We start from the raw sequence: 13038 nt of genomic DNA, 5'->3' as shown, positions 1-13038 counted from the left end.
TGACAATATTAACACAGTCTATTTACCCATACAATGGTTTGCGGACGTTATTAAAATGTAAGCGTTAATTGTTCGCTAATAAAGCACAAAAAAAAGAACAACTCTTAAATTAATAAGAATTGTTCTTTTTTAGCTATGACGTTAATCGTTCACGCTAGCTTCTTCTTCTTTCATTCGTTTCTCAATATCTGAGATTGAATAAACATTAGCTGAAATTGAACCTGTTTCTTTTGGTTTAATTTGACGGTAATCTGGCATACCAGTACCGGCAGGAATAATCTTACCAATAATAACATTTTCTTTCAGACCAATTAATGGATCATTCTTACCGCGAATAGCAGCATCCGTAAGAACACGAGTTGTTTCTTGGAATGATGCAGCTGATAAGAAACTGTTTGTTTCTAGAGATGCTTTAGTGATACCAAGTAAGACAGGACGTGAAGTAGCTGGAATGCCACCTTTGATCAATGTCTTATAGTTATCTTCTTTAAGATCCATGATATCCATTAAAGTACCTGGTAATACATTTGTGTCACCGGGATCCATAACGCGAACCTTACGTAACATTTGACGAGACATAACCTCCACATGCTTATCAGAGATTTCTACCCCTTGCATACGATATACTTTTTGAACTTCACGAAGAATATAATTCTCCGTAGAAAGAACATCACGAACTTGAATTAATTGTTTAGGATCAATTGAACCAACTGTTAGTGCTTCACCACGATGAATTTTATCACCTTCGGCAACTTTAAGAACAGCAGTATAAGGTAAACTATATGTTCGTGTATCAGTTTCACCTTTAACTGTTACTTCTTTAGTACGTTCAGCAGGATTTTCTTCAATTGCTTCAATCATACCTGTTACTTCTGTAATTTCAGCACGACCTTTAGGATTACGTGCTTCGAAGATTTCTTGAACACGAGGTAACCCTTGTGTAATATCATCTCCAGCAACCCCACCAGTATGGAAAGTACGCATTGTTAATTGAGTTCCGGGTTCACCGATTGATTGAGCAGCAACAGTACCAACTGCTTCACCAACTTCAACCTGATCACCAGTAGCCATATTACGACCATAACAATGTTCACAAACCCCATGCTTAGTGTTACATGTAAATGCTGAGCGGATAGTTACTTGTTCGATTCCAGCAGCGATAATTGCTTGCGCTTTGCTTTCTTCGATCATTTCGTTTGAAGCGACAATAACTTCACCAGTTTCAGGATTTTTAACGGTCTTCATTGCATAACGACCTAAGATACGGTCATACAATGGTTCGATCATTTCATTTCCTTCTTTAATAGCTGATACATCTAAGCCACGATCAGTGAAACAATCTTTCTCACGAATAATAACATCTTGAGCAACATCAACAAGTCGACGAGTCAAGTATCCAGAATCGGCAGTCTTCAAGGCCGTATCAGTCATACCTTTACGAGCCCCATGAGTTGAAATAAACATTTCCAACACTGACAAACCTTCACGGAAGTTAGAAATAATAGGTAATTCCATTGTTTTACCATTAGGAGCTGCCATCAAACCACGCATACCAGCTAATTGAGTAAAGTTAGAAATATTACCACGGGCTCCAGAATCACTCATCATTTGAATAGGATTTTGTGTGCCCAATGCTTCCATTAGTTTTTGTTGAATATCATCTTTTGCTTGTGTCCAGATAGCAATAACACGTTCATAACGTTCATCTTCTGTAATCAAACCTCGACGGAATTGTTTTGCAACTAAAGCAACTTGTTTATGAGCTTCTTCAATAATTGCAGGTTTTTCCTTTAAGTCAGTTACATCAGAAATACCAACTGTAATACCAGCATGTGTTGATTGATCATAACCTAAGTTTTTAAGACGATCTAACATCTTAGACGTTTCAGTTACTTTAAATCGTTTATAAACTTCAGAAATGATATCACTCAAGAATCCTTTTTTGAAAGGTAAAATAATTTCTTGTGCTTTAATAACATCACCAATATTTTGACCAGGTTCAACAAAATATTTGTCGGCTGTTTTATTAATTAAGTTATCATTCTTAGGTTCATTAATGTAGGCAAATTCATTAGGTAAAATTTCATTAAAGATTGCTTTACCAACAGTTGTTATCATAATGCGTTCTTTTTGCCAATCTGTAAATGGTTTACCTTCAGCAGCTAATGTTGCTGTTTGTAATCCAATACGAGTGTGCAAATGAACGTAACCATTACGGTAAGCCATTACAGCTTCGTTAGCATCTTTAAAGATCATACCTTCGCCTTCGCGGCCAGCTTCTTCCATTGTAAGGTAGTAGTTACCTAAAACCATATCTTGAGAAGGTGTTACAACTGGTTTACCATCTTTAGGTGCCAAGATATGATGAGCAGCTAACATAAGCAAACGAGCTTCTGCTTGTGCTTCATCAGATAAAGGTACATGGATAGCCATTTGATCTCCATCAAAATCAGCATTGTAAGCTTCACAAGCTAAGGGATGAAGACGAATTGCTTTACCATCAACTAAAATTGGTTCGAAAGCTTGAATACCAAGACGATGAAGTGTTGGTGCGCGGTTAAGGAGAACTGGATGTTCAACAATAACTTCTTCTAAAACATCCCAGATATCTTCATCGCGACGATCAAGTTTACGTTTAGCATTTTTAATATTTGAAGCCATTTCACGTTTAACAAGTTCTTTCATCATAAATGGTTTGAATAATTCCAAAGCCATTTCACGAGGAATACCACATTGATTCATTTGTAACGTTGGTCCAACAGCAATAACTGAACGGCCTGAATAATCAACACGTTTTCCAAGTAAATTTTGACGGAAACGTCCTTGTTTACCTTTCAACATATGTGAAAGAGATTTCAATGGTCGGTTACCAGGTCCAGTAACTGGACGGCCACGACGACCATTATCAATCAATGCATCAACAGCTTCTTGTAACATACGTTTTTCATTTTGAACAATAATACCAGGAGCGTTCAAATCTAATAAACGTTTTAGTCGGTTATTTCGGTTAATAACCCGTCTGTATAAATCATTCAAATCAGAAGTGGCAAAACGGCCACCTTCTAATTGAACCATTGGACGTAAGTCAGGTGGAATAATAGGAACAGCATCCATAACCATCCATGCAGGTTCATTTTCAGAAAGTAAGAATGCTTCTAAAATGTCCAAACGACGAACAGCACGTGTTCTCTTTTGGCCAGTAGCATCTTTCAATTCTTCTTTTAATTCTTCAGATTCACCAGCAAGATTAACATCACGTAATAAATGACGAATAGCGTCAGCACCCATTCCAGCTTCGAATTCAGTCCCGTATTCTTCACGTTTTTCACGATATTCACGTTCTGTTAATAACTGTTTCTTTTCAAGAGGTGTGTTACCAGGTTCAGTAACAACGTAAGAAGCAAAGTAGATAACTTCTTCCAAAGCACGAGGACTCATGTCTAAGACAAGACCCATACGACTTGGAATTCCTTTAAAGTACCAGATATGTGTAACTGGTGCAGCTAATTCAATATGACCCATACGTTCGCGACGTACTTTAGAACGAGTAACTTCAACACCACAACGATCACAGACGATACCTTTATAGCGAATACGTTTGTATTTACCACAGGCACATTCCCAATCTTTTGTTGGTCCAAAAATACGTTCATCGAATAGTCCGTCTTTTTCAGGTTTTAATGTACGATAATTGATTGTTTCGGGCTTTTTAACTTCACCATATGACCAGCTTCTAATCTTATCAGAAGATGCTAAGCCAATTTGCATGCTATCAAATTTATTGACATCGATCAAAGGACCGACCTCCCTTTAGTTTTATAGTGTGTTGGATTTCTCAAACTAAGCATTAGCTTCATCCACACAAATTTGAGTTCAGTAACTAAGCCAAAATTATTCTTTGTTCATTTCAGCAGCCATTTTTTCGGCTTCTTCTTTAGCTTTTTTCTCTTTTTGTTCATTAGCTAATTTGCTTAACGCATCCACATTAACGATATCATCATCGTCATCATCCATGTCACGTAATTCAATTTCAGTCTTTTTAGCATCAAGTACTTTCATATCTAATCCTAATGACTGTAATTCTTTAACAAGAACACGGAATGATTCAGGAACACCTGGTTTAGGAATTGGTTCGCCTTTGACAATTGCTTCGTATGTTTTCACACGACCCACAACATCATCAGATTTATACGTTAAAATTTCTTGTAACGTGTAAGCAGCACCATAAGCCTCAAGTGCCCAAACTTCCATTTCACCAAAACGTTGTCCACCAAATTGTGCTTTACCACCTAATGGTTGTTGCGTTACTAATGAGTATGGTCCTATTGAACGAGCATGGATTTTATCATCAACCATGTGAGCAAGTTTCATATAGTACATAACACCTACAGAAACACGGTTATCAAATGCATCACCTGTACGTCCATCATATAAGATTGTCTTACCATCATCTGAAATTCCAGCTTCTTTAAAGACATTCCAGATATCTGAATCGCGAGCACCATCAAAAACTGGTGTTGCAACATGGATACCTAATTTACGAGCAGCCATACCTAAATGAAGATCTAAAACTTGTCCAATATTCATACGAGAAGGAACACCCATGGGATTCAAAAGAATATCAACTGGTGTACCATCTGGCATGTAAGGCATATCTTCAGAAGGGACAACGATTGAAACAACCCCTTTGTTACCATGACGTCCAGCCATCTTATCACCCACACGTAACTTACGTTTTTGTGCAATGTAGATACGAACCATCATATTAACACCAGGACTTAATTCATCCCCTGCTTCACGAGTAAAGATTTTAACATCTTGAACAATACCGCCACCACCATGAGGAACTTTCAATGAAGTATCGCGTACTTCACGAGCCTTTTCTCCAAAGATAGCATGTAATAAACGTTCTTCAGCAGATAATTCAGTAACCCCTTTAGGTGTTACTTTACCAACTAAGATATCACCATCATTAACTTCAGCACCAATACGGACGATACCAAATTCATCAAGATCTTTTAATGAATCTTCACCAACATTAGGAATTTCACGAGTAATTTCTTCAGGTCCTAATTTTGTATCACGTGCTTCTGATTCAAATTCTTCAATATGAATTGATGTGTAGACATCATCACGAACAAGACGTTCGTTAATGATAACAGCATCTTCAAAGTTATAACCATTCCAAGTCATAAAGGCAACTAATGGGTTTTGGCCTAAAGCTAATTCCCCATTTTCCATTGAAGGACCATCAGCTAAAATTTCATCAGCATCAACATGATCGTTTACACGAACAATTGGACGTTGATTGTAGTTTTTACCACCATTTGAACGATGGAATTTCATTAATTTGTATTTATCTAAAGCGCCATCTTCACGACGAACACGAATTTCACGTGCATCAACGTATTCAACAGTACCTTCGTTTTTGTTAATTAAAGCGACACCAGAATCATGAGCTGCCTTATATTCAATACCTGTACCAACAAGTGGTGAATGAGGATTGATTAAAGGAACAGCTTGACGTTGCATATTGGCACCCATCAAGGCACGGTTAGAATCATCATTTTCCAAGAAAGGAATACATGCTGTAGCAACAGCCACAACTTGTTTAGGTGAAACATCCATGTAATCGACTTTATCAATACCGATTTCGATATTTTCTGAACGATTACGAGCCATAACGAGTTCATTTACAAATGAATCATCTTCATTTAATGGTGAGTTAGCCTGTGCAATAACATAGTTATCTTCTTCATCAGCAGTCAAGTAATCGATTTTATCAGTTACTTGATGTGATTCCCAGCTCACACGACGATAAGGTGTTTCAATAAAACCATATCGGTTAACACGTGCATAACTTGATAAACTATTAATCAAACCAATGTTAGGTCCTTCAGGCGTTTCAATTGGACACATACGACCGTAATGCGTGTAATGAACATCACGAACTTCATATCCAGCACGATCACGAGTCAAACCACCAGGTCCTAAGGCAGAAAGACGACGTTTATGTGTCAATTCACCAAGTGGATTAGTTTGATCCATGAATTGTGATAATTGAGATGAACCAAAGAATTCTTTAATAGAAGCCACAACAGGACGAATGTTAATCAATTGTTGTGGTGTAACAGTTGTTGTATCTTGAATTGACATACGTTCACGTACAACACGTTCCATACGTGATAAACCAATTCTAAATTGATTTTGTAGTAATTCACCAACTGAACGAATACGACGGTTACCTAAATGATCAATATCATCCACAGAACCAATATTTTCTTTTAAATTAAAGAAATAGTTCATTGAAGCAATAATATCAGCAGGTACAATATGTTTGTATTGTAAGTCAATATTGCCATTACCAATCATTGGCATCTCACGTTCTGGGTCTACTTGAGAATAAACCTTAACGATTTGAAGTACCATAGGTTCAGTAACAACACCATCTTCTGATGGGTGGTATGTGACCGTCTTGAAATCTTGACGATCAAGATATGGTGCTAAAGTTTCCATAACTTGTTTATCAATTACGGTATCTTTTTGTGCAAGTACTTCACCAGTATCTGGATCAGCCAATGTTTCAGCTAATGTTTGGTTCAATAAACGTGTTTTCAAGCTTAATTTTTTATTAATTTTGTAACGACCAACTGGAGCTAAGTCGTAACGTTTTGGATCAAAGAAACGAGCTGTCAATAAACTACGTGAGCTATCAGCTGTTTTAGGTTCGCCGGGACGTAGACGTTCATAAACATCTTTTAAAGATTCTTCAACACGTGAATCATCCGTATTTTTATGAACATCTTTTTCAAGTGTTAGCATTAAGCTATCATTGTTACCCAACATTTCAATAATTTCATCATCAGAACCAAATCCTAAAGCGCGGACCAATTCAGTTAATGGAATTTTACGTGTACGATCAATACGTACATATGAAATATTTTTAGCATCTGATTCATATTCTAACCATGCACCACGGTTAGGAATAACAGTTGTGCCATATGTTTCACGGCCATTTTTATCTAATGAACCATTGTAGTAAACCCCTGGTGAACGAACTAATTGAGAAACAATAACTCGTTCAGCACCATTAATGATAAATGTTCCTTGTTCTGTCATTAATGGGAAATCACCAAAGAAAACATCTTGAGATTTAATTTCGCCAGTTTCATGGTTAGTTAAACGTAATGTAACATGTAATGGAGCCGAATAGTTCGCATCATGTGCGCGTGCTTCATCTACAGTGTATTTAGGTTCTAATAATTGGTAATCAACAAATTCTAATGATAAGTTACCAGCAAAATCGTCAATTGGCATGATGTCTTCAAACATTTCACGAAGACCTTCATCCAAGAACCATTGGTAAGAGTCACTTTGAATTTCGATTAAATTAGGTAAATCTAAAACTTCTTTGATACGTGCGTAACTTCTACGTGTACTGTGTTTACCGTAGTTTACTAAATGTCCAGCCAAATTAGTCACCTCTCAAATTTATTCTGTAAACCTGCCAAAGTCCGATGATTTTATATTACAGTTTGATTACAAATTGCATACTAGACGAAAAAATCGGTTTTTTTGGCAAAAGAAAAAACAAAAACAGTTTATTTATTTTTAAATAATCACCATTTTTGTCTCTCTATAAGGCTTCTTACGGACAATAGATCGTAATCAGCTATAAAAATTCACAGTATTATACATTTAATTATCATATACGCTATTGAATCGGATGTCAACAGTTCGTGCTCATTAAGTCATCGTCACAAATTCTTCAGCACTCGTTGGGTGAATAGCAACTGTATCATCGAAATCTTTTTTAGTTGCGCCCATTTTAATTGCTACTGCAAATCCTTGTAGCATTTCGTCCATGCCTTCTCCAACACCATGTAATCCAACAATTCGTTCATCTTTACCAACCGTAATTAACTTCAGGTTTTCCTTCACCTTACTATCACCTAAACTATAACGCATTGGTGTAAATGATGATCGATAAATTTTTAGATTTTCTTGACCATATTCTAAAGTTGCTTCAGCTTCAGTTAAACCAATCGTTCCAGCAACTGGATGTGAGAATACCACTGTGGGTACCAATTTATAATCTAAATGTTCCGTAGGTTTATTATTAAACACACGCTCCATTAATCTTCGGCTAGCTGCAATTGCAACAGGTGTTAAGTCAAGTTTACCAATAACATCCCCAGTCGCATAAATACCAGCAACTGATGTATTTTGATACTCGTCGACCACAATAGTACCATTATCATTTAATTTAATATTTGTGGCAGAAATATTCATTTTATCGGTAACTGGTCGGCGGCCAACCGCCCAAATAACACAATCTACGACCAATGAGTCATCATTGGTAATAACTTCATATTTACCATCACTTCGCCGTTTCAACTCTGTCACCTTTGAGTTAAAACTAATATCAATTCCATTTTCTATATACGTTTCTGTTACATTTGTTGAAATTAATTCATCAAAATTAGGTAACAACGTGTCGTATTTTGCATACATGTGAACTTTTGACCCTAGTGCATTCAACGTTCCAGCAAGTTCAGTACCAATATAACCGTTTCCGATAACCGCAACTTTAGCAGGTAATTCTTTCAAATCATCAAAGAATTGATTAGATTCAATCCCATACGTTGCGCCAGGAATGTCGGGTATATTGGGTGTTCCACCAGTTGCAATTAGTATGTGCTCTGAGACATATTTTGAGCCATTAACTTCAACTGTTTGATTATCAATAAATTTTGCATAGCCTTTAATGACTTGTACCTGATTTTTATCTAAATTTCTGAAATATGCGCCATGTAATCGTTCAATATATGCAGAACGGTTAGCAACTAATTTTTCAAAATCAAGTTGCGGCTGTTGTTTAGTAAACCCATAATCAGTAGCTAAATCAAAATCTTGTGCTAACGCTGCTGCAGACCACATAATCTTTTTAGGTACACATCCAACGTTGACACAAGTTCCACCAATTTCATTTCCTTCTATTAAAATTACTTTTTTTCCAAAAGAACCAGCTCGATTTGCTGCTGCAATTCCAGCAGAGCCTCCACCAATTACAATAAGATCTATTTTTTCCATAGATAACACTCCTTTTCTAGTGATAAAAAAGGTGCAACTACATGAATAGTTACACCTTTTTAAGTTTACTTCACTGCTACTTTAGTTTTTGATTCTTTAATCGTTACTTTGATAACACCTTTTACAGCACCAATTGTAATATTATCATTATCTTTTATTTGACCAGAAAGAAGAATATCACTTAGACGGTCCTCAACTTCTGTTTGTAATGCACGACGAATGGGTCTAGCACCATATTCTGGATCAAACCCTGCCTTAGCAATCACATCAATTGCTGCAGGTGATATTTTAACCTTAATATCTTGTTCCTTCAACCTATCAATAACTTCTTTAGTCATCAATTTCACAATCTCATGTAATTCAACTTTAGTTAATGAATGGAATATAATTGATTCATCAATTCGGTTTAAAAATTCTGGACGAAAGGCTTTTTTAAGAGCCGCGCGAATTTTTCCAGACATTGCCTTATATTCATCTTTTTCAGATTCTACACCAAATCCAACAAACTTCTCATCACGAACGGCAGTTGCACCTAAGTTAGATGTCATAATGATAATTGTATTTCTAAAATCAATACGACGTCCTTTAGAATCTGTTAAGTATCCATCATCTAACACTTGAAGTAAAATATTAAAAACATCAGGATGCGCTTTTTCAACTTCATCCAAGAGAACAACAGAATATGGTGTCTGACGAACTTTTTCAGTCAATTGTCCACCTTCATCATATCCAACGTAACCTGGTGGCGATCCAATCAAGCGACTTGTACTATATTTTTCCATATATTCCGACATATCCACTCGAATCATTGCTTCTTCAGAGCCAAACATAGCTTCAGCAAGTGCCTTAGCTAATTCAGTTTTACCAACACCCGTTGGCCCAAGGAACATGAATGAACCAATTGGTCTTGCTGGATTTTTCAATCCGCTTCTAGCACGTCGAATAGCCTTTGCAATTGAGCTAACTGCCTCATTTTGACCAATAACACGTTTATGCAAAATGTCTTCAAGATGAATTAAGCGATCACTTTCACTTTTATTCAATTGTTGTACTGGAACACCTGTCCAATCAGAAACAATTCCTGCAATTTCTTCGCTAGTTACCTTTATATCATAATGTTCTGCACTAGACTTAACGGCAGCATTTTTTTCGGCTTCTAAATCTTCAACCTGCTTTTTAACACGCATTTCTTTTGTACGAATACCCGCAGCTAATTCAAAATCTTGCTGACTAACTGCATCATCTTTTTGTTGACGCAATTCGTCAAGTTGATCTTGTTTTTTACTTAATTTTGATTTAGTCCTTGGGCGCTCAATACGAACCTGAGCAGCGGCTTCATCCATTAAATCAATCGCCTTATCAGGTAGGAATCGATCAGTAATATATCGATTACCCATTTCTACTGCTGCTTCAATTGCATCATCGGTAATTTGCACGCGATGATGTGCCTCATATTTAGGTCGGAGTCCCTTTAAAATATCAACAGTCTGTGCTTCTGTTGGTTCTTTGATTGTGATTGTCGCAAAACGTCGTTCCAAAGCAGCATCAGATTCAATGTATTTTTGATACTCATCTAATGTCGTTGCACCAATAACTTGAACTTCACCACGAGCCAATGCAGGTTTTAATATATTAGATGCATCTATTGCACCTTCTGCACCCCCTGCACCAATTAACGTGTGTAATTCATCAATAAATAAAATAACATCTTTAGTCGTGTATACTTCTTTCAATATTTTCTTTAACCGATCTTCAAATTCACCACGATATTTTGTTCCCGCAACTAATGATCCCATATCAAGCATCATTAATCGTTTTCCAATCATGTCTTCAGGAACGTTTCCGTCAACTAATCGTTGAGCAAACCCCTCAGCGATTGCAGTCTTACCAACACCAGGTTCACCAATTAACACTGGATTATTCTTAGTTCGACGACTCAATACTTGAGTTAATCTTTTCACTTCAGAATCTCGACCAATTACAGGGTCAATCTGCTTATCACGAGCCATTTTAGTCAAATCACGTGCTAATTCATCTAATGTAGGTGTTCCCTCTTCTGGAGTTTGTTTACCACGATTCTTTTGTCTCATCTGAACTTCACTGACACCAAGTTGACGGAAAATCATTTTACGTACCTGCTTAACATCAGCACTTAATCCGCCCATAATTCTTGATGATAATATTTCATTATTACTTGTTAGCGCTAGTAAAAGATGCTCTGTACCCACCTTACTTGCATTTAAATTTTTAGCTTCATCGTTAGCAATTGATAAAATCATTTTTGCTTTTGGTGAGTAAGGTAAATAATTATCATTTTTATTTAATCTCAATGATCCATAACCAGTGAATCTTTCGATTTCTTCCATTATATCTTCTGGATCAACATTAAATTGTTTCAATACTTTATCTGCAATACCATTTTGTACTTCAGACAAAGCCAAAAGTAAATGTTCAGTACCAACGGCTTGTTGACGATAGTGTTTAGCAGCTTCCTGTGCTCGAATAAGAACTTCTTTTGCACTCGGCGTAAATAAATTATCCATATTATTACCTCTTTCTACTCTTCATATCGTAAGCGATTAATTAAATTAATCAACATTTTAGCGCGTATCATATTTTCTGATTCTGTATCCATACCAAGAAAAACATCTTTCTTTATTATAGCTAAAACTAAATTTGATTCTTTTTTTGTCAATGTCTTCTCATCATATAAACTTTGAATAATATCGTAACCTTCTTGTTGGGATACGTTTGTACCAATTAAATTTTCTATTGTTTGAATAAATTCTTGATCTACAAAAAGATTTACCTTTTCTATCCTAATATATCCACCGCCACCACGTTTACTCTCTACTACATATCCATTTTGAATAGTAAATCGCGTGTTAATAACATAATTTATTTGCGATGGTACACAATTAAATAATTCAGCAACTTCAGAACGTTTAATGACTATTTCTTTTTCGTCTAAAAGAATTTTCTTAAAATACTTCTCAATCACATCAGAAATATTCTGACCCTGCATATTCATCACCTCAAATAGTTTGACTAATGTTGACTTTCATTATACGAAATATAAATTAAAATTGAAAGTTATTTGTCCTAAACAAAAAAAGGAATTTAAACATAAAGTTTAAATTCCTTTTTCAATTAATCGGGAAAACAGGATTCGAACCTGCGACCCCCTGGTCCCAAACCAGGTGCTCTACCAAGCTGAGCTATTTCCCGAACACAAAAAAATGCACCCAGTAGGAGTCGAACCTACAACCTTCTGATTCGTAGTCAGACACTCTATCCAGTTGCGCTATGGGTGCATTAAAAATATAAAATTAAAACAATAAATGGTGCCGAGGACCGGAATCGAACCGGTACGGTGATCACTCACCGCAGGATTTTAAGTCCTGTGCGTCTGCCAGTTCCGCCACCCCGGCATTTATTGAAAAGCGGAAGACGGGATTCGAACCCGCGACCCCCACCTTGGCAAGGTGATGCTCTACCACTGAGCTACTTCCGCAAAAAAATTAAAAAATGGTGCCGACTAGACGATTCGAACGCCCGACCCCCTGATTACAAATCAGGTGCTCTACCAACTGAGCTAAGTCGGCATAACTGAAAATGATGCGGGTGAAGGGACTTGAACCCCCACGTCTTACGACGCTAGATCCTAAATCTAGTGCGTCTGCCAATTCCGCCACACCCGCAGAATGTGGAATTGAAAATGAGCCGTGACAGGCTCGAACTGTCGACCCTCTGATTAAAAGTCAGATGCTCTACCAACTGAGCTAACGGCTCAAATGGAGGTTACAGGGCTTGAACCTGTGACCCTCTGCTTGTAAGGCAGACGCTCTCCCAACTGAGCTAAACCTCCAAATAATAAAAAAAGCATGGCAACGTCCTACCCTCGCAGGGGGCGACCCCCAACTACTCTTGGCGCTAAGAAGCTTA

The 13038-nt window shown here is 36.9% G+C and carries 5 protein-coding genes and 8 tRNA genes; all 13 read right to left on the bottom strand.

What is annotated here, in order from left to right:
• Window positions 1-141: 141 nt before the first annotated feature.
• Window positions 142-3795: a DNA-directed RNA polymerase subunit beta' gene (gene rpoC / locus AC1RP1_RS03745; protein ID WP_481761619.1), complete on the bottom strand. Its 3654-nt coding sequence runs from the start codon at window positions 3793-3795 to the stop codon at window positions 142-144.
• 96 nt (window positions 3796-3891) lie between these two features.
• Window positions 3892-7482, bottom strand: coding sequence for a DNA-directed RNA polymerase subunit beta (gene rpoB, locus AC1RP1_RS03740; RefSeq protein ID WP_481761620.1), 3591 nt, complete (start codon window positions 7480-7482; stop codon window positions 3892-3894).
• A 264-nt stretch (window positions 7483-7746) separates the two neighbouring features.
• A complete protein-coding gene (gene gorA / locus AC1RP1_RS03735) occupies window positions 7747-9093 on the bottom strand; it encodes a glutathione-disulfide reductase (RefSeq protein WP_481761621.1) in 1347 nt (448 codons plus the stop codon).
• A gap of 65 nt (window positions 9094-9158) precedes the next feature.
• The gene (locus AC1RP1_RS03730; protein ID WP_481761622.1) at window positions 9159-11636 is read right to left on the bottom strand and encodes an ATP-dependent Clp protease ATP-binding subunit; all 2478 of its coding nucleotides are present in this window, start codon (window positions 11634-11636) and stop codon (window positions 9159-9161) included.
• A gap of 14 nt (window positions 11637-11650) precedes the next feature.
• Window positions 11651-12118 carry a CtsR family transcriptional regulator gene (locus AC1RP1_RS03725; RefSeq protein WP_481761623.1) on the bottom strand — a complete coding sequence of 156 codons (468 nt, stop codon included), beginning with the start codon at window positions 12116-12118 and terminating at the stop codon, window positions 11651-11653.
• A gap of 129 nt (window positions 12119-12247) precedes the next feature.
• Window positions 12248-12321, bottom strand: a tRNA-Pro gene (locus AC1RP1_RS03720).
• Window positions 12322-12333: 12 nt separating this feature from the next.
• Window positions 12334-12407, bottom strand: a tRNA-Arg gene (locus tag AC1RP1_RS03715).
• Window positions 12408-12435: 28 nt separating this feature from the next.
• Window positions 12436-12524, bottom strand: a tRNA-Leu gene (locus AC1RP1_RS03710).
• An 11-nt stretch (window positions 12525-12535) separates the two neighbouring features.
• A tRNA-Gly gene (locus tag AC1RP1_RS03705) sits at window positions 12536-12607 on the bottom strand.
• A gap of 15 nt (window positions 12608-12622) precedes the next feature.
• Window positions 12623-12698: transfer RNA gene (locus tag AC1RP1_RS03700), tRNA-Thr, on the bottom strand.
• A 14-nt stretch (window positions 12699-12712) separates the two neighbouring features.
• A tRNA-Leu gene (locus AC1RP1_RS03695) sits at window positions 12713-12794 on the bottom strand.
• Window positions 12795-12812: 18 nt separating this feature from the next.
• Window positions 12813-12885, bottom strand: a tRNA-Lys gene (locus AC1RP1_RS03690).
• Window positions 12886-12888: 3 nt separating this feature from the next.
• Window positions 12889-12961 (bottom strand) — tRNA-Val (locus AC1RP1_RS03685).
• Window positions 12962-13038 lie beyond the last annotated feature (77 nt).

The organism is Dellaglioa sp. CoH-56-MRSF-13, from assembly GCF_056782095.1.
Note: the sequence above shows the minus strand (reverse complement) of the source record. Positions and strands in the feature narration are given on the sequence as shown.

What these genes read in the sequence shown, in the direction of transcription:
- gorA (WP_481761621.1), bottom strand. Translation starts at nt 9,093, where the DNA reads ATGGAAAAAATAGATCTTATTGTAATTGGTGGAGGCTCTGCTGGAATT.
- AC1RP1_RS03730 (WP_481761622.1), bottom strand. Translation starts at nt 11,636, where the DNA reads ATGGATAATTTATTTACGCCGAGTGCAAAAGAAGTTCTTATTCGAGCA.
- AC1RP1_RS03725 (WP_481761623.1), bottom strand. Translation starts at nt 12,118, where the DNA reads ATGCAGGGTCAGAATATTTCTGATGTGATTGAGAAGTATTTTAAGAAA.